The sequence below is a fragment of the Paenibacillus allorhizosphaerae genome (assembly GCF_042659105.1).
Classification (GTDB): domain Bacteria; phylum Bacillota; class Bacilli; order Paenibacillales; family NBRC-103111; genus Paenibacillus_G; species Paenibacillus_G allorhizosphaerae.
This window is the reverse complement of sequence record NZ_JBHSRV010000001.1, coordinates 601,767-625,791: the sequence shown is the minus strand read 5'-3', so window position 1 is coordinate 625,791 and position 24,025 is coordinate 601,767. Positions and strand designations below refer to the sequence as shown.

The window sequence follows — 24,025 nt, the reverse complement described above, 5'->3', positions numbered from 1 at the left end:
GGGCCAATAATTGCAGAGAAGAAGTGAAGCCCGATTTGATCGATTTATGAAATGGTAGTCCTTTTATCTATGCAAACCCCGCGTAGACGACGAAGAGTCGCTACAAACTAATTTTATCGTTCTCGCAAGATGCTGCACAGGTAGAAAACGGTTATAACGAACCGCCCTCTTGCGCATTGGTTTTGGTTGCGAAAATGAACCTTCTTTTGGTGAACAAAAGCAGGGAAACCATGATCAAAAACAGGATCGCATTGCTGAGGCGAGAATACATTAATCTGTCCAGCGAATGGGTAAGCGTAGAGTCGATCATTTGAAACGTTCGTACGAATAACCATCCTTGATGGATGAAGCAAATCGTATATAACGTGATGGCGATTCTCCAGCCCCATTTTTTTTCGATTAATAGACCTACTCCTGCAAAGACCCATATTAACCCGCTTACTGTAAACGACTTAACAATCTCGGTTGCCCCTACGGATAAGTTAAACCCGCTGTTAGTAATTAATGTTATGTTTTGCAGCCAAAATAGCAGCCCAATGCCAATCTGAACGACGGAGAACACGTTGACGAAAGTGAGTCTATTGATTATTTTCTTTATTTCCCAACGTGAATCCGAGTTCGTCCAATACGTTCCGATGCCTGCCGTAGTACCGGTATTTCTTATCATATGCCGAGTCATTTATAAAATGGGTCAATGCATCCGCATCTTTCAACACTTCATCGTAATCGTCTTGTATAATATGTTTGTCATTATGACGAAATATCATCGTGCAGATCGTCTCGATCTCGCATTCGGTATAGGAACCAATGCTCTGAAGAATTTCTCTCGCTTCTATACTGCCGTATTCGCCGTGCTTTCGATGTTCGTCCACGCTCAGCGGAAGATGGCGGTACAGCCACAAATCATGCAATAATCCTGCGCTTTTGCAAATATCGGCGTCCAATCCGCGCTTTAATGCGATCAGCCCGCAAAATATCGATACGCCATACAAATGCTGGCTGGCAGGATGCTCCTGATCGTTAGTGAATGTTTGAAGTTTGCTTCTTACGGCGTGTCTCAGCAATTCGAATTTATCGGACAATTCTCAATCCAACTCCTTCCTAATTATTTATAGTGTATCGCATGCATGACCCTCAATATGTCCGCGTCGACTTGCCCTTCCATCACGGCCGCATCGATCAAAGAATGCATAGAACCGTCAAGGTACGGAAGCATGACGGCAAGTAGAGAGCCGCTCAGCTCGCCGTCTATGATTTTGGCGAATATCATGTTCACCGACTCCTTATCCAGAAACGGAATGAACCGTTCCAGCATCGTTTCGTCAAGTTGGTCATATGACGCTCGCTTCAGGAGATTGCTGAGTCCTGTCTCATTCATATAGGCGGCAAGTTCAACGACGTGCTTAATATCGATTCCGTGCTGTCCCAATCCTTCGGAGATTAACTCCAATGTGCTTGCTTTTAGCATAGGAGCAACATTCACAATGGAAACGACCGGCAGCTCGCCCACCTGCAGCATATCCGCGACCATATCCGGATTTCCTGAAGCTACATGGATCATGATTTCATTCTCCGCTTGCCCCGGCTCCCCATAGTGCAAAAGCCGGTCAACGGTGACGCCGAATACGGCGGACAAATGCGGCAGCAACGAGATGTCGGGGAACGAATCCCCCATCTCCCATTTGGATACGGCCTGCCTCGTTACATTCAACAGATCGGCAAGCTGTGATTGGGTTAAATCTTTGTGTTTGCGCAGCTTTGAAATGGCAGCGCCGAATTTTCGCATATCCATGCAATCTTCTCCCTGCAAATCAGTGGCATATGTATAATATTACCAATGAAGCGGGAGGAAGCAAAGCAAATAACGGTTGCGCATCAGGCAAATATCAGTGGAAATGCATGGAAAAAATGATGTGTTTTCACTATAATCGGATGAATGAGATTGATTGATGTACGGGGGGCGGGAAACGGATGATGAATTTCTCAAAGTTGAAGGATAAGTATAAAGCCGGAAAGATGAAAAAACGAATCAATTGGAACGGACCGCTGCCGGCGCACATCGCGATAATGATGGACGGCAACGGCAGATGGGCGACAAGACAAGGGCTGCCGCGGACCGCGGGACATTTGGCGGGCATGAATGCAATGCGGGAGACGATTCGCTTTTGCCATAAGACGCATATTCGTTATTTGACGCTCTACGCGTTTTCTACCGAGAATTGGAAACGGCCGAAGGAAGAAGTCGATTATATTATTCGTCTGGTGCATGCTTTTGTGACGGATCGCACGCTGAACGAATTGAACCGCAATAACATAAAAGTGAACTTTATCGGCGATATTTCCAGGTTCGATCTCGATACCCGGCAAATCATGCAGCATGCAGCGGATGTAACCCGGTTCAATACGGGAATGACGGTGAATTTTGCTGTAAATTACGGCGGCCGCAGCGAGATTGTCCAAGCCGTCAAATCGCTCGTCGCGGAAGGAAACAGCTCGTTTTCCATGGAAGAATTCGAGTCGCGATTGTATACCTCCGGCTGTCCGTCACCCGAGCTGATTATTCGAACGAGCGGTGAAAAGCGGTTGAGCGGATTTTTGTTATGGCAGTCGGCGCAAGCCGGGCCTTGGTATACCGACGAAATGTGGCCGAGCTTTAACGAGTATTTATATTATCAGGCTTTGCATGCGTATCAGTGCCGGAAAGTCAGGACGATCTCTTGAGAGAACTTTCCTTCAGTTCATCAGATTGTTGGTCTTACTTGTTCAAGTTAACTCATAGAGGGAACCTCACCAAACGAGGTTCCCTTTTGTATTCATCATTAACTTACACGCGGCTACTAATGCCGCTGCTGCCTGTACTGTGACGGCGAAACGCCCATCGTATTGCTGAACGCTTTGGAGAAATAGTGAATCGAGGAGAAATTGTACTTTTGCGCGATCTCGGTCACGGTCAAGTCGGTCTCGGTCAAATCGTCCGCCGCCTGGTGCAGCCTCCGCCGCTGGATATACTCATGCGGAGTCAGTCCGGTTTCCTGCTTGAAAATTTGATGAAACCGGCTTCGCCCCATTCCCAGTTCTTTGGCCCAGACGTACAATTCCGACTCCGACTGCTCCAAAGAGGCGTTGTCGATTTTTTCCAATAGCTGCGCAATCCGGGGATCGCACCAGGAGTCGTTTCTCACCGCGAGCGTCAAGTAATGATGAAGAAACGTTTGAAACGCGGCGTTATACTGCAGAGACTCGATCGGACTGCGCACGCCAAGGATCGAAGGGGGCTGCGTAAAGGCGTTGAAATAAGACAGCCACAAGGCGATGTTGTTCACTTTCATCACCTGATGCAGCTCAAGTCCGGACATGAAACTGGCTCTTTCCTCCAAAAACGGCCGATCCGCTCCTTTGAAATAATCCCGCTGATAATGAAATTCCGGCCGATGGACGTACCGCCAATCGAAGTAAGCGCACCGGTGCACCATCAACTGCTTCTCATCGGATATCCATTGATGGGGGAGTCCCGCCGCAATAAACACGAGCGATCCGGGCTGAAGCGAATGCTCTCTGCCGTCGAGCAGAAGCGTGCCGCGACCCTCCTCCACCAGGATGACCGCATTTGCGTAGCACACACGCAGCGGGCAATATTCCTTTGGCGTAAATTCATATTTTTGCGCAAATAAGAGCAGCGGATTGAAATCGGAATATCGGGTCAAGTAATCCACTTTTAAACGGTAAACCGGAATTTTCATCGTAGCACACGTCCTATGGCTTTGATCGTTCTTCTTATTATATTAATCCGATTATTCGCGGCATTCAACAATACAGCCCGATTTGTGCCATAAATCGAGGCATCGCATCGGAAAAAATGACAAAAAGTAAGCGTTTTCCGTAAAGACAACGTTTTTGGCGCCGAGTATCATAAAAGAAACCGCTATCATTTGTGTGCGTCGAAGCGGCTCTAAAGCAAAGGTTCAATCTACAGAAGTGGGGGGAATATGATATGGGCGCAACGATAAATAATAGAAGATCCGCTCTTATGGCACTTACGGGCATGGTATTATTGGCGGCCGTCACGGGCTGTTCCGGCGGGAGCGGGAATCCGGATAAAGCGGCGACTCCTGCCGGCGAGACCCCGAAAGCGGATCCGTTCGATACGAAGATGACAGCGAATTTATCCATGTATGTAGATATTAGCCTGCCGGACGAATGGTATAAAAAATTCATCATCGATCCGGTGACCCGCAAGTTTCCCAATGTAAAGCTTGAGCTTGTCCGCAAGGGCAAAGGAACGAATCCAAGCGAGCTGGTCGTCGCGGGAACGTTTCCGGATATACTGTATAACAGCCCGCCCAGACTGAACGAATACAAAGATCTCGGGTTGTTGTACGACATGAGCGACTTGATCAAAAAGAACAACGTCGATCTGAGCAAATTGAATCAGCCGGCGATGGATACCATCAAGCAAGTGGCGGGCCAAGGTCAAATCGTCGGGCTTCCGTTCTGGGTGAACTGGTCGGCGTTGTACTACAACAAGGACATCTTCGACAAATTCGGCGAAGCGTATCCGAAGGACGGCATGACGTGGGAGGAAGCGATCGAGCTGTCCAAGCGTCTCACGAGAACCGACAACGGAATAAGCTATAGAGGACTGGATCATTCGCTCGGTGGCTTTGTCGGCCAGCTTTCACTCGGCTATATCGATCCGAAGACGGAAAAACCGGCACTGCTGCAAACGGAAGGATTCAAACGTTCCTATGAAATGCTGCTGAGCTTATACAAAATTCCGGGTAACCAGGAACGAACATCCGCGCCCAAGGACGCGTTCCTGAAGGACAAAACGCTGGCCATGTGGCCGATGTATGCGGACGTACCGTCCTGGATCGCCGAACTGGAAGCGAAGGGCGAGAAGTTTAACTGGGACATGGTGCAGATGCCGGCGTTCAAAGAATCGCCGGGTGTATCGCAGGCAGTCGACTCCCATAATCTGCACGTCACCAGCAGCAGCAAAAACAAAGAAGCGGCGTTCCAGGTCGTGATGTTCCTGCTATCCGAGCAGCCGCAGCTGGAATTGGTCAAGAACGGTTTCCTTACTTCGTCCACGGACAAGGCGATCAATCAGCATTTTGGGGAAGCGATGCCGATCTTCAAAGGAAAAAATTTGAAGCCCGTGTTTGACTCCAAACCGGCTCCGAAAGGCGCCATGCATAAATACGATTCCATCGTTTCGAGCGAGTATACGAAAGCGTATACGGCAGTCGAGAACGGCTCCAAAGATGTGAATACGGCACTGCGGGAAGCAACGGAATTGGCTGATAAAAGAATAGAGGAAGCGAAGAAGAAATAGCGCCGATACGAGCTTAACAGTGCGAAAGCTTTATCCGCTGGCCGTTTCAAGGCAGTTACCCATCAAAGGGGGTAGCTGCTTTTTTTTGTGGAATTTTCAGAGGGAGCGAGTAGGGCAATGATATGAACTGGGACAAGCAGTCACTTGAGAACTTTGCGAATTATTCATACTTGCCTTAACACTTACATAATGTTGTATCAATATACTTAAAAATGAACAAAAGTAAGCATAATTGAACTGCAATTTGCATTGTCTCAACGGAACGATGATAAACGGCCTGAAGCCCGTTATGAAGGCGTTTCATTTGCCGATATGGGTCAACTTGTAGGCAGCAAGACATGCGTCAGTGGGGAAACAGACCGACGGTATACATGCAATCGGCTTTACAGATTCGACATATTGACTTAATACTCCTCTGATCCTTTCACGGTATCATTTGAAATGAACATAAATGAACAAAACTTACTATGAATCCGCACTCTAGCCATCCGATTGAACCAAAGGAGAGATGTCGGTTTGTTAGCGGTCCAGAGAAAGCTGCGGATTGTGGAGTACGTCAGGCAGCATCGCATGGCGACCATTGCCGCACTAGCCAAACAATTTCATGTACACGAGGCGACGATCCGGCGGGATCTTACGGAGCTGGAGCAAGAGGGATTTCTAAGGAGGACGCACGGCGGCGTTATTTTGGAGCAGTGGACCCACCTGGAGCCCAGCTTTAACGAAAGAGCGAGCCATCATTTGGATCAGAAGGCGCGAATCGGCCAAATGGCGGCAAGTCTCGTAGCGGATGGAGAGAACGTCATCATCGATTCCGGAACGACGACGCTTCATATCGCGAAAAATCTCGTCCATCGTGCCCATATTACCGTCATAACGAACGATATGAATGTCGCAGCGGAACTCCGCGACGCGCCAATGGTGAACGTGATTGTGACCGGAGGCGAGCTGTATCCGTCCAGTTATATGCTCAACGGCATGTTTACCGAACACGTGCTGCGATCGCTTCATGTGGAGAAAGCGTTCATCGGTACGCCGGCGCTTCATCCGAAGTACGGCTTAATGCACCCGGAAGCCCGGCTGGTGCCGGCAAAACAAGCGATGATTCAAGCTGCCGGAGAAATCATCGTGGTAACCGACGATAGTAAAATCGGCAAGCTGTCGCTTCATACCGTTGCGCCAAACAGCTCGATTCACACGCTGATTACGGGGACGGAAACGGAGGACATCAAGCTTAAGCCGTTCGTTGACCAGGGCATCAAGGTGTACACCGCTTGAATGGAACGGCAAATTAGAGGAGGGGGAATGAATGTGGCATCCATTGAGTTTGTGCGAGTGACGAAGTCGTTTGACAAAAACGTAGTCATCAAAGATTTGAACTTAACGATCGAGGACGGGAAATTCACCGTACTGGTAGGACCTTCCGGCTGCGGAAAGACGACGCTTCTCCGAATGATTGCCGGCATCGATCCGCAAACGTCCGGTTCGGTGCTGATCGGCGGGAAAGACGTGACGCGCGTCGCTCCGGGACAAAGAGGGGTGGCAATGGTTTTTCAAAATTACGCGATTTATCCTACGATGTCGGTGCGGGAAAACATTGAATTCGGCCTGAAAAACAATAAAGTCGAAAAAGAAGAACGAACCCGCCTCGTAGAAAGCGTAAGCGCAACGGTTGGGCTGCAAGATTATTTGGACCGCAAGCCGTCTACGCTATCCGGCGGACAGCGTCAGCGCGTTGCTCTGGCCCGTGCGATGGTCAAGAAGCCATCCGTGTTTCTGATGGACGAACCGCTATCCAACCTGGATGCCAAGCTTCGGGCGCAAATGCGCATCGAATTGATTGAAATGCACAAGAAACTGGGCACGACATTCGTCTATGTCACCCATGATCAAGTGGAAGCGATGTCGATGGCCGATACGATCGTATTGATGAATCAAGGGCAAATCCAGCAGGAAGCGAAACCGGAAGTAATCTACCGGCAGCCGAGCAACTTGTTTGCGGCGCAGTTTATCGGCGTTCCGCCGATGAATGTAGGGGATCTCGGGATCGACGGGGTGAAGTTCGGCTTCCGGCCGGAAAGTGCCGTATTATCGAATGAACCTCATGGCGAGTTTCATTATGCCGTACGCGGGACGATTGCGACAAGAGAGATGCTGGGATCGGAGACGCTGTATCAGGTGAGAAGCGACCGGCATTCCTTCATGGTGAAAAGCACGCAGGATCTGTTTTCCGTGGATCAACAAGTACATCTTGGCGTGGAAGCTTCGAAGCTATACTTTTTCGCAGCGGACGCAAATCGCATTGACCCGAACGACGTTCGCTTTGGCGGCTATCTGAAGTCGCTCTCGGCCGGAGGTCAGGCGCATGGATAGAAGAAAGCTGTGGGAGACGTTTCGTCCGTATGTCATGATCTTTCCGGCGATGACCGGCATTATTCTTTTTGTCATTTACCCTGTACTGTATTTAATTTATTTGAGCTTTTACAAATACAACCTGCTCAATAAAGACAAAAGCAAATTTGTCGGCTTCGATAATTTTGTCGAGGTGTTGTCGCGGGATGACTTTTACAAGGCGCTGGGGAACACGGTCATCTATACCGTCGGCGTTGTCGTACTGACGATGCTGCTGTCGCTCGTGATTGCCGTTTGGCTGAATAAGAAAACCCGAATGAACGCGTTCGTGCAGGCCGGTATCTTCACGCCCCATATTGTCTCGATCGTGTCGATTTCGCTCGTGTGGCTGTGGCTGATGGAACCGAATCACGGATTGCTCAACTACGTGCTCAAAACGTTCGGCTTGCCGCCGTCCCAGTGGCTGCAAAGCTCCAAAACCGCACTGATGTCCGTCATTATCGTCGCGGTGTGGCAAAATATCGGCTATTTCACGCTCATCATCGTGGCGGCGCTGCAAAGCATTCCGCCTAGCATTTATGAGGCGGCCGCACTTGACAATGCGAGCAGGTCCAAAGTGTTCTGGAAAATTACGATCCCGCTCATTTCGCCGCAGTTGTTTTTCATTCTGGTCATTATGACGATCGGTTCCTTTAAAGTATTCGATACCGTTCAGGTGATGACGGGCGGCGGCCCGAACGATGCGACCAAGACGATCGTCTACTATATTTACGGCTTCCGAACGACGAATATCGGCTACTCCGCTGCGACCGGCGTTGTGCTGATGGCGATCATCGGATTGTTGACGTTCGTCTATTTCCGGCTGCTGGCCAGAAAAGTTCATTATCAATAACCTGATGCCGGACAACGAAAGGGGGTTCCCTATCTTGAAAACATATGATTTAAATTGGCTCCGGTCAACGCTCGAATTCATCCTGAAAGCAGCGATATTGCTGGTGTTTGTTTTCCCGTTCTTATGGATGATATCCACTTCGCTGCAGACGTTCGAAGAGACGTTGTCTTTTCCGCCGACCTGGATTCCGTCATCGCCGCAATGGATTAACTTTGCCGATGCGATGAACGCCGGTCCGTTTCTGACGTATGCCAAAAACTCGATTATGATCACCGTTTCGATCATCGTCATCCAGATGGTGGTCATGATCCCGGCCGCTTATGCGTTCGCCAAATACAATTTCGCGGGAAAAAACATATTATTCGGTATGATTTTGCTTGCTTTCATGATTCCGGGGCAAGTGACCTTCATTCCCGTCTATTTGATGCTGGCGGACTGGGGAATCATCAAGACGCTGCTGCCGCAAATCATTCCGTTCATGTCCAGCGCCTTCGGCATCTTTTTGCTGCGCCAATATTTTATGCAAATCCCGCAAGAACTTATCGAGGCAGCCCGGCTCGATAACGCGAGCGAATTCAAGATTATGATGAAAATCATGATTCCGATGTCCCGGGCGGCACTAGCGACGATTGCGCTATTCAGCTTCGTCAGTCACTGGAACGATTATTTCTGGCCGCTCGTGATGACCGATTCGGCTGCCGTCCGGCCTTTGACGATGGGCATCGCCAAGCTTCGGGAGACGGAAGGGATCAGCAACTGGCATACGATCATGGCGGGCAACGTCGTCCTGGTCGTGCCGATTCTTATCGTCTATGTATTTTGCTCGAAGCAAATTGTGAAGGCGTTCGTCTATTCGGGAATCAAGTAAGAGAGTCTGGCCGGGAGCGGTCAAACCGTGGTTTGCGCGCTTCGGCGCATCAAATGATAGTATAGCTTCTTCAATTGAAAAAGAAATTACAGGAGGTCAACCGCAATGAACAAAAAGCATGTCGTATTGAGCTCGACCTTAGCATTGAGTCTGCTCGCGGGCTGCACGCAGCCGGCAACCGACACGGACTCGGGGAAGGCGCCGGCCGGGGATCCGGCCAAAGGAGGCAAGGCCACCGTTCAGTTCTGGCATTCCCTGGGCGGGAAAAACGGCGAATATATCGACGCCATGATCAAGCGCTTCAACGAAACACATCCGAATATTGAAGTGGTCGGATCGTTCCAGGGCAGCTACGATGAAACGGTAACGAAGCTGCAGCAGGCGGTTGCGGCCAAGACCGCGCCGGATGTGACGATGCTGGAGCGCGCTTACGTCGAGCTGTTCTCCGATGCGGATGTGCTGGAAGATTTGACGCCGCACCTGAAAAAATCGAACCTGAGCGCAGATCTGTTCACGCCCGGTCTTATGGGTCATTCGACGTTCAACAAGAAATTGGTCGCGCTGCCGTTCAACCGCTCTACGCCGATCCTGCATATTAACAAATCGATTCTAGACGAGAAAGGGCTTGCCGTTCCTACGACATGGGACGAATTGAAGAAAGTAGCCAATGCGCTGGTCATCAAGGAGAACGGCGAATACAAGCGTTACGGGATGACGATGCCATATGACACATGGTACCCGATCGCGATGATTACGGAAGCGGGAGGCAAGTTTTTCAGTGACAACAACAAGTCGATCGGCTTTTACGACAACGGGGTAGGCGTGAAAGTATTCAGTTTCTTGAAAGATCTGCAAAATACCGGCGGACTTTATTACCCGCCTGCCAAAGATTCCGGCAATATTACGAATCAGATGTTCGTGAGCGGGAAAGTCGGCATTTTGTACGGATCGACCGGGAGCATCGGCAGTCTCGCCAGCACGGTGCAGTTCAACTATGTAACGGCCTTCCTGCCAAAAGATAAAGTGTATGCCAACCCGACAGGCGGGGCAAACGTAGCGATGCTGTCCTCGTCCAAAAATAAAGAGGCGGCATGGGAGTTTTTGCGCTGGTTGTCCACCGATCCGAAAGGCGGGCTGCAGTTCGTGCTTGATTCGGGATACCTGCCTTATACGAAGGCGATGGTGGAATCCAAGGAAATCAAAGATTTGTGGGCGAAAGAGCCGAACCGCAAAGTAGCTTACGATCAGCTACAATACGCGGTCGATACGAATAAGCATGTCGCTTGGCCGGAAGTCATGAACGAATTTTTCTCGGCGATGGAAGCGATCTTGTACGACAGCAAAAATATTCAGTCGACGCTGGATACGTTCAAGAAGGAAGCGGAGCGGATTTTGTCCAAATAATACAACTCGCGGATCAGCAATCCGGTTAATGATAAATATGGCGTATAACAACGTTCAAGCAGGCCTTCGCCAGGCCTGCTTTTTTCTACGCTACAGGTCCGCCGATGCAAAACCGGTACCCGTCGGGATCATAAACGAGAAATTCCCGCATCCCGTAAGACTGGTTCACCGGCTCGGATTCGATGATTGCGCCTCTTGCCTGTAAGTCCTCATACACGGAGTCGACATGATTAACCCAAATATATGTCTCCATATACCCGTTAATCGTATGATTCGGACGAATGAGCTGTTTGTTTTTCGCTTCCTTGCTGCCATGAAGAACTTTTAAGGCTAAAGGAATAACGTCCGGTTTGTAGCTTTTGGAATTATTGTATCGTTTGACGATCGACGCGTGCATACCAAATATGACCTCCTTGCTTTTTCAAATTGTACCATGTAACGCCGAAACAATTATGTATTTTTTTATCAAAACTGTCTAGGATTGCAGTGCAATGCTTCATTTTACGATAAAAAGCACAACAATAATTCGGAAAAATAGGCGTTAACCGCGAAGACGGCGTTCAAGCCTGAATAGAGTACGTATATATGAACGTCATGTATCCGAGCCGCATATATAAAAATGAGCGGGATGGACATAAAGGAAGGATGGGGTATGTGAAGAACGCCAAAAAGTTGAACATCGTACAAGTCATCTCCAATGCTCCGGACACCAATCCGCTGCCTCCGACAAACCAAGGAGGAACGGAAAAGGTCGTCTATGAGCTTACGCAAGAATTGATTCGCCGCGGTCACAAGGTCAGTCTGTTCGCAGCCAGTGGAAGCAGAACGAGCGCACGCGATATACCGTTTCCGAAACATATGACAGGCGACAGCATTCGAAAATATGTACTGAAGAAAATGCCTCGTGGGGTTGACATTATTCATGACCATACGTTTCCTTCCATACTCGGACGCGCGAAACTGCCCATTCCTGTTGTATGCACGTTTCATCTGCCCATGAAGCATCGGGTCCCCAATCCTGTCTATGTAAGCAAAAGGGCAAGAAAAGTAATGGGGAAAAACAGAGGATTTTATGTCTACAACGGAATAAATCCTAGAGACTACGAATTCAGCGAGCGGAAGGGCAGCTATTTGCTTTTTATGGGACGGGTATTGGAAGAAAAAGGAATATTACAGGCGATTCATATTGCCGAAAGAACCAATAAAAAACTTTTGATTGCCGGACCGATTAAAGATTTTGCGTTGTATACGAAAAAGATCGTTCCGCGAATAAGAAATAATCCGAATATTAAGTATGTCGGAGCGGTCGGCGGGAAACGAAAGCAGCAATTGTTGAAGCATGCCCAATGCTTATTATTTCCGACACTATGGGAAGAACCATTCGGCCTGGTTATGATCGAGGCGATGGCTTGCGGCACGCCGGTTGTCGCTTTAAATAACGGAGCCGTTCCGGAGGTAATGGCCAAATTTCCCGGACTTGTCTGCAGAAGCGTAAAAGAGATGATAAGGAAAGTACAACAGGGCCGCTTTCCTTCGCCCCGCGTGCTTCGCAAATACGTGTTGTCCCGCTTCACGACAGCGAAAATGACCGACCAGTATTTAAAAATATACCGATACGTTATAATGCGCCGCAACTCGAAAACGGCCTTTCTGCGTCGATAGCAGAAGGGCCGCTTGACGGTTCTCAGCGTATTCTCGTTATAAAAAAATGTTGCTGCATAATCTTGACAAATATAACTGTAATAAATAATATTATAGTTACAACGAAGGGGGCATTCGGCAATGAACAGTGACTTTACGATTGCGGTACACAGTCTTTCCTACCTGGCGCATCTCCCGGACCGCATTGCGCCGAGCGATCGTATCGCGGCAAGTGTTTCCGTTCACCCTGTAAGAGTCCGCAAAGTGTTAAGCTTGCTCTGCAAGAAAGGATACATCAAATCCAAAGAAGGGGCCAAGGGTGGGTTTGAGCTGAACTGCGCGCCGGATCAAGTCACATTGGATGAATTGTATTTGCTGACATCGGAAGGCTCGATTAAGCCGAAATTCCCGAATCCGAATCCGCAATGTTTGATCGGCTCGAATATCGAGAAAGCGATGGACGGTATTTTCATCGATTTGGAGGCCCAGGTCGGCAGTTATTTAAAACTATATACGATCGCGGACGTTCTTGATCGCGTCGAGAAGCAGTCCAGGAAATAATATTTTTTTTGATATTACTGTAATATTTTTTGATACAGAATTATAAATAGGAGTGGGTAGAGATGGAGACGGTATCGAAGCGTTCCAAACTGTATTATGGCTGGTTCGTCGTTGGGATCACCTTTTTGATTTTGCTGGTGTCGGCTGGAATCAATTCCATACCGAGCGTACTGATGCTGTCATTCGAGCAGGAATTCGGTTGGGACCGCGCGGCCGTGTCGGGCGCCGCATCGATTAAAATATTCCTATACGGCCTGATGGGACCGTTCTCCGCCGCATTGATGGCACGATACGGCATAAGAAAGATGGTCGTCGTCTCGCTTTTGTTGCTTGCGGCAAGCTTATCTTTGACGCCGTTCATGACCGCGGTATGGCAGTTTGATTTGCTATGGGGCGTAGCCGTCGGACTCGGTACCGGGATGCTGGCCAATGTACTTGGCGTGACGGTTGCGAATCGCTGGTTCGTCAAGCACAGAGGGCTTGTGGTCGGGATTCTTACGGCGAGCGCCGCGACCGGCCAGCTGCTGTTCCTGCCTCTGCTAGCTCGAATTACGGTGGATCTGGGCTGGCGATTTGCCGTATATGCGACGATTGCGGTCATTATGTTCTTGATTCCACTCGTTGCCATACTGATGCGGAATCATCCGTATGACGTCGGAGCGGCGCCGCTCGGAACGGACGAAGTCGTCAAGCCTACTCCTTTTCGGGGCAATTTGTTCCTCGAACCGCTGCGCGCTTTAGGTTCCGCTTCGAGGAGCGCTACCTTCTGGCTGCTGGCCGGCACCTTTTTCTTCTGCGGCTTTTCCACCAACGGACTGATCGGCACGCATCTCATTCCCGCCTGCGGCGATTACAGCATACCGATCGTGGCGGCCGCCGGGCTGCTGGCGCTCATGGGCATGTTTGATCTCGTCGGCACGACGCTGTCGGGCTGGCTATCCGACCGCTTCGACAGCCGCTGGCTGCTGTTCTGGTATTACGGTCTGCGCGGACTTTCGCTGATTTTTCTGCCGACCGCGCTTGGACTCGGCTATACGCAGATGCTTATATTCGCCGTATTTTACGGGCTGGATTGGATCGCAACGGTGCCGCCGACGGTGAGAATCGCTTCGGATACGTTCGGGAAAGAACGGGCAGGCATGGTCTTCGGCTGGGTCGTCGTCGCTCACCAGATCGGCGCTTCAACGGCGGCTTACGGTGCCGGGGTCATGAGAGACTTGCTCGGAAGCTATACCGTCCCGTTCGTACTTGCCGGATTTGTATGCCTGTTCGCTTCCTTGATGGCGGTCAAAATTCAACGAGCTAGGAATGCCGTCCATGCCCTTTGATTAGCGACGTAAGGATCAGGGAATTTGATCTCAGGTTAACACGCAGTTGAATGTTTAACGTGTTTTATATAAGATAAAGAGACAGATCACGTATGTTCGTCGGAAGGAGCAGCAAGAATGCCCACATTGCAAGACATTGCGAATATCGCCGGTGTGTCCAAGGCGACCGTTTCATTGGCGCTTTCCGATCATCCCCGCATCTCGCTCGAAACGAAGCATAAAATTCGTCACATCGCCAAAGAAATCGGTTATGCCGCGGGGCAGCCGGGTAACGCAGCGGAAGCAAAGACATCTTCGATCGGGGTCGTCTACGTAAGCGATAATCAGGATTATGAGCATGGATTTTTTCGCGATACGGTGATGGGAATATGCAGGGAAGCGTCGCGCTATAATTATAACGTAGTCATGATCGGCATTCATAAACTGTACCAGGGGAACATCGTCGAAGATGTTGCCGACAAAGTGGTCAAGTCCGGTGTCGAAGGGATTGTGGTCGTGTCCAGCATTCCGAATCTGCAAGGATTCGAGAAGCTGATCGCCATGCGTTTTCCGATGGTTTTTATCGGGAGCCGGAAAGTGGCGGGTTTGACCGATCCGATTCATTCCGTTGCCTCCGACAATTACAACGGGGGAAGAACGGCTGCGGAATATTTGCTCGAACTGGGTCATTCCAATGTGGCTGTCGTTCACGGACTTCATTCTCCGCCCTGGGAGCGGGAACGAATAAGCGGTTTTTATTCGGCCCTGAGAAGCGCAGGATTCCAAGCAGACGAGGATCAGGCGATTGAGGTTTCGAACCTGTTACATCCGGAAGCGCCATGCTGGAGTCAGCTCAAGCAGCAAAGTCCGACGGCCGTATTCGCAACGAACGTTCATGTCGGCATGCTCATGCTTCATTATTTGCGGGAGTGCGGCTTTCGCATACCCGATGACGCATCGCTGATCGTATTCGACGATTCTCCATCCTTTCCTATGGAAAATCCGCCGATCACGGTCGTAAGACAAGACATGAAATCATTAGGCGTGCTGTCCGCGAAGAGATTGTTCGATCTTCTGGAAAGCTCGGACCCGTTGCCCAATCAGATCCTCATCTCTGCACAGCTGATCGAAAGGAGCTCCTGCGCCCCGCTGTCGAACCGTAAATCCGAACCGGAATAGGTATCGGATTTTTTTTGTTTTTGTGCAAAATACACTCGAAATGTTGCTAAACGTATAAGTTAATAAATAGCTTTATCGAAAATAAATTATTGAAACAGTTGGAGTAAGGCGATATAATCGAGTTAATAAATAAGTTAACATGTTGACAGGGAAAAGGAGGTTTGATATTGGAAAAAAAGCTCGTCCGGCACGAGTAAAAGCAGCAGAAGGAATTTCGTGAAAGGTTTTCTACAATATGAAAACGGTTACAATTTTGTTTGAATACTGACTTGAGTGCGTTGCAACGTTCGCGAACATTTGAGTCCATTTCTTTGGTCGCATTCGGATCTTGAAAGACTACAAGGATAAGGAAGGTGTATACATATGATACATAGGACAGAACAGCGTTATGAAACCGTTATTTACGGAGCGACACCGGGAGGGATCGGGGCGGCGGTGGCATCCGCCAGACGGGGACGGAAAACCGCATTGATCGAACCGTCTCCATTCGTCGGCGGCTTGATGACTAGCGGGTTGGGCATGACGGATATCCGTTCCATGGATGCCGCAGGGTCCATCTTCAGGGAGTTTGCGTCCAAAGTGCTTGAGCATTACACCGAAACGTACGGAGACTCATCCGAACAAGTAAAGCAGTGCAACCAAGGGCTAAGATTCGAGCCGTCCGTAGCCAAAAAAGTGTTCGCCGGCATCTTGCAGGCCGAGCCCGATCTTCAAATGCTCCGTTCCTGCGAGCTGATTTCCGTGACCATGAACGGGAAGCGCATACAATCGGCTGCGTTCTGCTCCTTGTCGGGAGGGCCGGAGCTTGCGTTCCAAGCCGACATGTTTATTGATGCCACCTATGAAGGCGATCTTGCGGCAATGGCGGGGGTACCGTATTCGCTAGGGCGCGAATCTCGGGACGATTGGAACGAGGAATTTGCCGGGAGGCTGTATATCGATTTTACGAGCAAAGACATATTCCCGGGCAGTACCGGCGAAGGAGACGGACGTATACAAGCATACAACTTCCGACTTTGTCTGACGCAAAACAAAGAGAACCAGGCTCCTTTCATCCGTCCGTCCGATTACCGGAGAGAAGATTACGTCAGCCTGATCGGGGATGTGACGGACGGACGGGTCAAATCGATTCGCGAAGTCATCAATATCGTGGCTATCCCTAACGGAAAATCGGATACGAACAACCATCATAACTGTATGTGTTCCACGGACTTGCCCGAGGAGAATACCGCATATCCCGAGGGAAGCCGCGATGTAAGGGAGGCGGTCATCCGGCGCCACCGCGAATATATTCAAGGGCTGCTCTGGTTTTTGCAAAACGACGAAGAGCTGCCTGCATCGTTCAGGGAGGAAGCGAAGCAGTGGGGGTATGCAGCGGATGAATTTACGGAGACGGATCATTTTCCGCCGCAAATCTATGTCAGAGAGGCCCGAAGAATTCATGGAGAATACCTGTTCACGGAAAATGACGCACGGCTCGCGCCGGGATTGGGCAGATCTCCCATACAATTCGACAGCATCGCCACCGGAAACTATGCGATCGATTCACATGCCGTTCTCAAACGCGAGGCCATCGGCCAAAACCGCGCGTTGGAAGGCTTTCACGGATTCGGCTGGCTGACCGAGATCTATCAGATTCCGTACGGGATCATCGTCCCGCAGCAGGTCGTCAATCTGCTTGTGCCTGTAGCCGTTTCGGCAACGCACATGGGCTTCGGGACGATCCGGATGGAGCCGTGCTGGATGCAGCTCGGATTCGCCGCCGGAGTGGCCGCCGATCTAAGCATAGCCGAGGAGGTTTCTGTTCAACAATTATGCGTGGACCGGCTACAGGATGAACTGATCGATGAAAAGCAAATGATTACTTACTTTAAGGACGTCAAACCGGGCAGCGATGAGGGCAAGGCCGCTCAATATTTCGGGACGAAGGGCTGGTTCACGGAATTGACGGCCGATCTGGAACGCGAGCTGACCGTGGCGGAAGCGTCGGATTGGATCAGCCGGTGCAGAGCGCTGACCGGCGGGCGTAAAATTCCGAGTCTTCCGGCGACGGATCGGATCTTACCGGTCGGAGAGGACATGGGGCCGCGAAACCCTTGGAAGAACGAGGCGCCGTACAGGGAGTATTGGGCGGAGCATCCGCAATTAAGCCGGGCAATGGCGCGCAGATGGATGCAAGCCGCGTTCAAAGCCGTCGGAGCCGAGCGGCAGCCGTCATTAGCGAAAGACGCGGACAACGTAAGCCGCGGAGAATGGATTACCGTCCTTTATTTCTTGTTAAGAGCCTGCAGAAAATAATTATTTTTGGGGGTATAGGAATGAAGATCAGGACGAATCCGGTCAAAGCGGCGGTAGCCTACGGGACCCCGCTCCTATTTCTCGCGATGTGTACATCGGCGTGCGGCGGAGGCGGAGCTCCGGCCGATCAAGGTGCGGTACCGCAGACACAACAGCAGCCGGTGACGCTGACCTTTTTCACGGAAGGCAATTCCGTTGTGTTGGCGGAACAGATCGAACAGCTCGTTAAGGAGAAATTTCCTCATATTACGCTGAAAACGATCAAGCATGGAAAGGGCACGACCATCGAGGATACGCTAAACGCCGGCATTACGCCCGATCTGATTTCTTATTCGTTAGGCGGACTATGGAAAGTCAAAGAGCTGCAGCTTGCTTCCGATTTGACGCCTTTTCTGCAAAAATACAAATTCGATCAAAACCGGCTTGCAAACGGCGTCGTCGATACGGTGAAATCGTATTCCGATAAAGGTGAATTTTTGGTCATGCCGTTCGAGCTGAACAATAACGTGCTGTTTTACAACAAAAATATTTTCAACAAATTCGGCGTTCCTTTCCCGAAAGACGGAATGACGTGGGAAGAAGTGAACGAGCTTGCCAAAAAAGTGAGCCGTACCGATAACGGCGTGCAGTATAAAGGCTTTCAATATAACGGGTTAAACATCGTATACAAAAACCAGATGGGGCTCACCTTTGTCGATCCGAAAACGATGAAATCGACGGTCAATAACGATCAGTGGAAGAAATGGATGGAAACGATGTCGTCGTTCTATCGTATTTCCGGAAACGAAGTCAGTGGAGACGAGAAAGACAACTTCTTGAAAAATCAAACGCTGGCGATGCGAACGGGCCCTAACTTTTTGACCGAGCTGCCTGCGGCGGTGGAAAAAGGGCTGGATTGGGACGTGGTCGCGCTGCCCAAATTTGCCGGAATGGAAAGCGCCGGATCGCAGATGAACGCACCTTACTACACGATACCTCCGACAAGCAATAACAAGGATCAGTCGTTCCAGGTTATCGCTTTTCTGCTCTCCGATGAGGTGCAGACCGTCATGGCGAAACAGGGGAGAATCCCGATCGTCAAAAGCGAGCAAGTGGTTCAAGCGTTCGGCAGCGGACTAGACGTGCTGAAAGGGAAAAACTTGTCGGCCTTCTTCAAGGACAACATCGCCAAATCGATTCCTCCGACCAAATTTGACGGTATAGCAAAAGAAGGGCTCACCAGCATTGGTTTGGCTCAGGTCAATACCGGAGTAAAGGATGTAAATACGGCACTAAGGGAAGCCGAAGAGCAGATCAACATCAAAATTGCGGAACAAAACAAGTAAACGCGTTAACTGAAAAGGTTTCGCAAAAGAAGGGTTGTAGGAGACGGCAGGCACCGTTAACTACAACCTTTTTCGTATCTTGACGAAAGGACTTCAATTCGCATCGTTTTTTTTTCATGGCGGCAGCAACCTTTTTCCAAAATATGGAGTCTAATCTGAAGAAGGGGATGCATTTTCCGACGATATTTATAATGAATAGGGGAATTGTCATGAATACGGAGAAACGAATTTTGCTCGTCCTGTGCTCGCTGCTTTTGTACGGATCCGTCTTCGTATACGATGGTTCCGAAACTAACTCGGAGGTATCTGCTTTTTCTGTAAGTGCACCTCAGCATCCTCTGGATGTGTCGGATACAATAATCAGCGGGCAGCGTCAGATAGAATCGAATGAACAGCTGGACAAAATCGTATCGATTTCAACGGGGAAAGTGTTCGACGCAGCGGGCTACGGCTGGAAACCGGGAATCTCCTATGCGATAGACGAAGACGGAACCGCATGGCAATGGGGATACGGCAAGAGCAAGCCGTACCGTGCATACCCGGAGCAGGTGGCGGGACTCGATCGCATTACGCAGATTACGGGCGAATTCGCACTGACCCAGGACGGTCAAGTGTGGCGAATGGATGCGGATAATCCGCCTACGGCGCTGGAAGGGATGGGGGACATCGCAGCCATTCAGCAGCTGGACGAGATGTTCGGTACTTTGTTCGTACTGAGAAACGACGGAACGGTATGGCAGCTGAAACAAGACCAAACGTTACCCGAGCGTCTCGCTAATTTCGCCGACATTCGCGGCATCATCAGTTCCTATATGTCTTTGTTTCTGCTGAACGATGCGGGACAGCTTTATTATATCGACGGCAGATTCGGAGAGATAAAGCCCGAGCAAGCAAGTATGGTTGAAGTTCCGCATAACGTCGTTCGACTGGCGGTCGGTTATAACGACGCTGCGTTAATCCAAACCGGGCAAGGTGAAGCGTATGCTTTTTCGCCGGATAAAAAAGAGATCGTGCGGATGCCCGCGGCGGATGAGGCGGTGCGTATGGCGGTCGGAGGCGAAGGGAATACATATTTGATCGTTAAAGCGGACGGCTCGGTATGGGGCTGGGGGACCAACAAAGACGGCATCCTTGGCGACGATCTGCCCGATCAAGTGGATACGCCGGTTCGAATGGAAGGGCTGGAACACATTGTCGATGTCCAGATGGGAACCGACCATGCGCTGGCGCTCAGCAGCAGCGGCTCCGTCTTCTCATGGGGCAGCAACATGACCGGGCAGTTGGGGAGAGTACCGTATTTGCTCGACCGCTGGACCGAGCTCGGAACAATGGACGGCATCCGTCAAGTAGTAACGCTGCTGGATCGGCCTTATTTTATTAAAGAGGACGGCTCTCTGTGGAGCCTGAATGACGATCTATTGGCTTATGAAGTCAAAGGACCGGCCCGTCTTCGAACGTTAACGGGGGTTTCTGGCGTTCCGATCACACTAAGCGAGGACGGAGTCGTGCGCATTTGGTCCGATCGGTTCGAATCGTACAGGACGCTGGATCTCCCGTTTCAAGCAAAAGACATCGTTGGCGGCGGGGAGCATCTCCTGCTTCGGAGCGAGGACGACCGACTCATAACGGTGAAATTCAAACCGGAGATCGGGAAAAAGGGCGGACGTTACGTTACGGTATCACTTATCCCTGAAAAGATGGAGGAGGCGCAGTTGGATCCGACGTTGACGGCCCGTGTGAAATCGTTGTATGCCAACCACTATACGTTCATGGCTTTGACCGAAGATGGTCGCGTGTATTATGCCGACAAATCGGAGGATGCGCCATTTGCGTTTAAGCCGGTTGCAGGCTTGCAGCATATTCGGCAGCTGGCGCATGAATATTTTGTCAGGTATACACTGGAGCCTGCGCCAGTGTGGGCACTAGACGAGAATGGCCGATTATTCGAAATTCACGTAAATCAAGTGATGGCGTCAGGGCGGAAGCTGGCGGCGATCGAGGCGACGGTACTGCCAGAGACGCAGGAAGGCATCAAGGCGATCAGCGGCAAGCTGCGAATCACGGCAGACGGACAATGGTTCGAGCAAGACGGGAACCTGCCGCAGCGCCAGCCGATCCCGGAAGAAGTCCGGCTCTTATCGTCCAACTACGATTACGCGATCGAAGGACCCGGATCATACTATCATTTCATCGTCACGAGCAGCGGTACATTGGCCGTGATCGGCTATAACCCGTTCGGCGCGCTTTCGTCGGTGCCGGGCTCAGTCGTACTACCGCACGCGACAACATCGTAACGCATGAACTTGATCCGAAGTCGAGAGAGGCGACGTCTTTCTTCCTAGGATCGCATGTCACGAAGGCTCTGGAATTCGTTCCAGAGCCTTTGCGCGTCATACGCGGTTTTGTTCGCGATACTTCGACGGACTCATGTTCATGCTTCGGCTGAATACGCGGCTTAAGTAGAAGCCGTTCTCATAGCCGCACCGTTCGGCGATTTGCTCCAGTGTCAAATCGGTATCGAGCAGCAGCCCGGCCGCTTTGCGAATACGCAGCGTGCGAACGAGCTCCGACGGCGACATGTGGAACGCCTTCTGGAAGCGGCGGGTAAACTGGACAGGGCTTAGACCGAGCCACCCGGACAGCTCCGTCATCCCGAACGGGGTATGCGCTCTGTCGTACAGCCATTTGGCCGCGCGGTTCATCAGATCGTCGTCCGAGTCGGTCAAACCGTCAAGTCCGTCCTGCTTCGTCTCGGTATACCATTCGTCGCAGGCGAGCAGCCACATATCGTTCAGCATCGATTGCTTCCGTTTCACGCTGCGCGGATCGATTGCCAGATGGAGTTTGCGCAAATAAGCTAAATCCGAGGCGAAACGTTTGCCGTCCGTCGGGTGCGATTTGAGCGACGGCATCGGGATGTCGATATTCGGAGGCAGCGGTTCGGCAAACTCAAAGGCGACATAGTGCAGCGCCATCGGAGACAGCGCTTCGCGTTCGAACGCATAGCCGGGTGGACAAAAGATAAGTTCCCCGGGGCCTACCATCCCGCTTCTCGTGCCGATCCGAAATTCGAATTCCCCCGATTCGACGGCAAACACCACCCACGTCGGATACGTATCCATATGAACTTTAAACCTTTCTTTCCGCTCCCAGTACGTATGGGAAACAAGATTCAAGGATTGATCCCACAAATATTGCTCGTCCATGATTCACCTCGGATGCAAGAAGAAATAATGTACATTCTGCGTGAATAATCGCTACATATACAACAGCCGTAGCCGTGTTCAGTTAGATGATGAAATAATGGATCAACCGATCGGATGCCATCAACTCTATTCTCTCACATTTTGGGCCGGGTTGCAGCACATTTACAAAAAACAGACGTCGGTTCCATGATTCATTCGACAAAAACAGCATAGCCGTCCTCATAAATGGAAGGCTGTCGCACTTAAAGATGAGAGACGTGTTGAAACATGTTTACGGTGCATCTACGAACAGTGGCGAGCTGATGCGGTGCTGGATGCTGCGGGATTTTGTAATAGAAATAAAGTGTATGTTAAATTGAAGAAATATTGCATGTTCATGATCGGTGCCGCTAAGTAAGATGAAATAGAAATCAACTCGGAGGGATACCCGTGCGTCTTTCAACATCTACGAACATATTCACGGTGAATCGCAATGGAGGACCGCTAACAGACACGCTGGAGTGCATTCGGCACTGTGCGGAAGTCGGATACAGCGTGCTGGACATCGATTTTCGTTTTGTACGCCATCCGGAATTTTTTTTGATTCAAGACGATTGGGAGTGGCAGTTCGAAGCGATCGGCAACGAAGCGAACAAGCATGGGATCGAGTTCTCGCAGTCTCATATGCCGTTCTATGATCCGTTTCATCCGGCCGATCCGTATTATACCGATCCGGAGCTCCGCGCCTGGTTTGAATCGATGTGCGAGCGCGCTTACTATGCAAGCAGCGCATTGGGCGTCAAATGGGCCGTTGTTCATGGATTTACGGCTTTCGATAAAAACGGCGCCTCCAAAGCATCCAAACAGCAGACGATCGCTTACTATAGTCCCTATCTGGAGCTGGCCAAAAGGCTCGGCGTCGGAATCGCCTTTGAGAATATGTACGATGCCGTCGGTCCCGTCTTCCAGCGGCGATATACGGCCTCTTACGAAGAACTGGTCGATCTCGTACAATCGTTTCATGACGAAGCCGTGGGCATTTGCTGGGATTTCGGACATGCCAACATGATGAAATACGATCAATGCGAAGCGCTCCGGTATATCGGCAAGCATCTCAAAGCAACGCACGTGAGCGACAACTTCGGGGAGGCGGACACGCATCAGCTTCCTTTCATGGGCACGGCTCCGTGGGAGGACATCATGAAGACGCTGGCGGAAATCGGCTACAACGGCGATTTGACATTCGAAGTGTACGGCGCGACGAATCATCTTCCCGCTTCGCTGAAACAAAGCGTGCTTCGACTTTCGCATGAAACAGGCCAATATTTGCTTTCCTTGCAGCAACCCCGCTCGGGAGCCAAGGGGGTCGTGATTGGAACGGGAAGGACGGGGGCGATCCGGATTCGATTCGAAGATTTCGCGGTCGGTGCAATAAGACAGCATTCCTAAACTTTCCAAACTGCCGGTAAACAAGTTCCGAAAGGAATTATGATTTGCCGGCTTTTTTTAGCGGCCGCTCATCTCGAATGCCCTCGTTAGAGGTTTTCTTATTAGCGATATATAGGTTTGCAGAAATAGCGATATACATTTACAAATCGTTGAAAATGAGATATTATAATATCAATTTAAGATACAACTTACATACATGTATTATCGAGATCGAAACAACCCCCTCCGT

Annotated in this window: 20 protein-coding genes; 15 read left to right on the top strand and 5 right to left on the bottom strand. The window is 50.4% G+C overall.

Annotated elements, in window-relative coordinates:
- Positions 1 to 578 precede the first annotated feature (578 nt).
- Together ACFQI7_RS02635 and ACFQI7_RS02630 are read right to left on the bottom strand one after the other, a co-directional pair.
- Entirely contained in the window at positions 579 to 1,082 is a 504-nt protein-coding gene (locus tag ACFQI7_RS02635) for an HD domain-containing protein (RefSeq protein WP_218096848.1), read from the bottom strand.
- 23 nt (positions 1,083 to 1,105) lie between these two features.
- Positions 1,106 to 1,792 carry a helix-turn-helix transcriptional regulator gene (locus tag ACFQI7_RS02630; RefSeq protein WP_218096847.1) on the bottom strand — a complete coding sequence of 229 codons (687 nt, stop codon included), beginning with the start codon at positions 1,790 to 1,792 and terminating at the stop codon, positions 1,106 to 1,108.
- Positions 1,793 to 1,971: 179 nt separating this feature from the next.
- Between ACFQI7_RS02630 and uppS the strand changes: the two genes are divergently transcribed.
- Positions 1,972 to 2,721: a polyprenyl diphosphate synthase gene (gene uppS, locus ACFQI7_RS02625; RefSeq protein ID WP_218096846.1), complete on the top strand. Its 750-nt coding sequence runs from the start codon at positions 1,972 to 1,974 to the stop codon at positions 2,719 to 2,721.
- 116 nt (positions 2,722 to 2,837) lie between these two features.
- Here uppS and ACFQI7_RS02620 read toward each other — a convergent pair whose 3' ends face one another.
- Positions 2,838 to 3,740, bottom strand: coding sequence for an AraC family transcriptional regulator (locus ACFQI7_RS02620; protein ID WP_218096845.1), 903 nt, complete (start codon positions 3,738 to 3,740; stop codon positions 2,838 to 2,840).
- A 251-nt stretch (positions 3,741 to 3,991) separates the two neighbouring features.
- On the opposite strand from ACFQI7_RS02620, the gene ACFQI7_RS02615 reads away from it, so the two are divergent.
- From ACFQI7_RS02615 to ACFQI7_RS02590, 6 genes are all read left to right on the top strand, one after another.
- Positions 3,992 to 5,335: an ABC transporter substrate-binding protein gene (locus tag ACFQI7_RS02615; RefSeq protein WP_218096844.1), complete on the top strand. Its 1,344-nt coding sequence runs from the start codon at positions 3,992 to 3,994 to the stop codon at positions 5,333 to 5,335.
- Between the two features lie 516 nt (positions 5,336 to 5,851).
- On the top strand, positions 5,852 to 6,613 hold the full coding sequence (locus ACFQI7_RS02610; protein WP_218096843.1) for a DeoR/GlpR family DNA-binding transcription regulator: 762 nt from the start codon (positions 5,852 to 5,854) through the stop codon (positions 6,611 to 6,613).
- A gap of 33 nt (positions 6,614 to 6,646) precedes the next feature.
- Positions 6,647 to 7,708: an ABC transporter ATP-binding protein gene (locus tag ACFQI7_RS02605; RefSeq protein ID WP_218096842.1), complete on the top strand. Its 1,062-nt coding sequence runs from the start codon at positions 6,647 to 6,649 to the stop codon at positions 7,706 to 7,708.
- Positions 7,701 to 8,579 (top strand): carbohydrate ABC transporter permease, encoded by an 879-nt coding sequence (locus tag ACFQI7_RS02600; protein ID WP_218096841.1) that lies wholly within the window; start codon positions 7,701 to 7,703, stop codon positions 8,577 to 8,579. Before ACFQI7_RS02605 ends, ACFQI7_RS02600 begins: the two co-directional genes overlap by 8 nt.
- A gap of 127 nt (positions 8,580 to 8,706) precedes the next feature.
- Positions 8,707 to 9,447 carry a carbohydrate ABC transporter permease gene (locus ACFQI7_RS02595; RefSeq protein WP_377516745.1) on the top strand — a complete coding sequence of 247 codons (741 nt, stop codon included), beginning with the start codon at positions 8,707 to 8,709 and terminating at the stop codon, positions 9,445 to 9,447.
- Between the two features lie 105 nt (positions 9,448 to 9,552).
- Positions 9,553 to 10,851 (top strand): ABC transporter substrate-binding protein, encoded by a 1,299-nt coding sequence (locus ACFQI7_RS02590; protein WP_218096839.1) that lies wholly within the window; start codon positions 9,553 to 9,555, stop codon positions 10,849 to 10,851.
- Between the two features lie 85 nt (positions 10,852 to 10,936).
- On the opposite strand, the gene ACFQI7_RS02585 is transcribed toward ACFQI7_RS02590, so the two are convergent.
- Positions 10,937 to 11,248, bottom strand: a complete 312-nt coding sequence (locus ACFQI7_RS02585) for a VOC family protein (RefSeq protein WP_218096838.1) — start codon at positions 11,246 to 11,248, stop codon at positions 10,937 to 10,939.
- Between the two features lie 257 nt (positions 11,249 to 11,505).
- Between ACFQI7_RS02585 and ACFQI7_RS02580 the strand changes: the two genes are divergently transcribed.
- The 7 genes from ACFQI7_RS02580 (at position 11,506) to ACFQI7_RS02550 (ending at position 21,456) form a co-directional block, all read left to right on the top strand.
- Entirely contained in the window at positions 11,506 to 12,513 is a 1,008-nt protein-coding gene (locus ACFQI7_RS02580) for a glycosyltransferase family 4 protein (protein ID WP_230414596.1), read from the top strand.
- A gap of 120 nt (positions 12,514 to 12,633) precedes the next feature.
- Entirely contained in the window at positions 12,634 to 13,053 is a 420-nt protein-coding gene (locus ACFQI7_RS02575; protein WP_218096837.1) for an Rrf2 family transcriptional regulator, read from the top strand.
- Between the two features lie 62 nt (positions 13,054 to 13,115).
- The gene (locus ACFQI7_RS02570) at positions 13,116 to 14,381 is read left to right on the top strand and encodes an MFS transporter (RefSeq protein ID WP_218096836.1); all 1,266 of its coding nucleotides are present in this window, start codon (positions 13,116 to 13,118) and stop codon (positions 14,379 to 14,381) included.
- Positions 14,382 to 14,498: 117 nt separating this feature from the next.
- On the top strand, positions 14,499 to 15,539 hold the full coding sequence (locus ACFQI7_RS02565) for a LacI family DNA-binding transcriptional regulator (protein ID WP_218096835.1): 1,041 nt from the start codon (positions 14,499 to 14,501) through the stop codon (positions 15,537 to 15,539).
- A gap of 363 nt (positions 15,540 to 15,902) precedes the next feature.
- A complete protein-coding gene (locus ACFQI7_RS02560; protein WP_218096834.1) occupies positions 15,903 to 17,837 on the top strand; it encodes an FAD-dependent oxidoreductase in 1,935 nt (644 codons plus the stop codon).
- 20 nt (positions 17,838 to 17,857) lie between these two features.
- On the top strand, positions 17,858 to 19,162 hold the full coding sequence (locus tag ACFQI7_RS02555) for an ABC transporter substrate-binding protein (RefSeq protein ID WP_218096833.1): 1,305 nt from the start codon (positions 17,858 to 17,860) through the stop codon (positions 19,160 to 19,162).
- 209 nt (positions 19,163 to 19,371) lie between these two features.
- Complete coding sequence (locus ACFQI7_RS02550) at positions 19,372 to 21,456, top strand: RCC1 domain-containing protein (RefSeq protein ID WP_218096832.1); 2,085 nt, start codon at positions 19,372 to 19,374, stop codon at positions 21,454 to 21,456.
- A 96-nt stretch (positions 21,457 to 21,552) separates the two neighbouring features.
- Here the strand turns inward: ACFQI7_RS02550 and ACFQI7_RS02545 are convergent, their stop codons facing one another.
- Positions 21,553 to 22,368 carry a helix-turn-helix domain-containing protein gene (locus ACFQI7_RS02545; RefSeq protein ID WP_218096831.1) on the bottom strand — a complete coding sequence of 272 codons (816 nt, stop codon included), beginning with the start codon at positions 22,366 to 22,368 and terminating at the stop codon, positions 21,553 to 21,555.
- A gap of 429 nt (positions 22,369 to 22,797) precedes the next feature.
- On the opposite strand from ACFQI7_RS02545, the gene ACFQI7_RS02540 reads away from it, so the two are divergent.
- The gene (locus ACFQI7_RS02540) at positions 22,798 to 23,796 is read left to right on the top strand and encodes a sugar phosphate isomerase/epimerase family protein (protein WP_218096830.1); all 999 of its coding nucleotides are present in this window, start codon (positions 22,798 to 22,800) and stop codon (positions 23,794 to 23,796) included.
- The last annotated feature ends 229 nt before the right edge of the window (positions 23,797 to 24,025 follow it).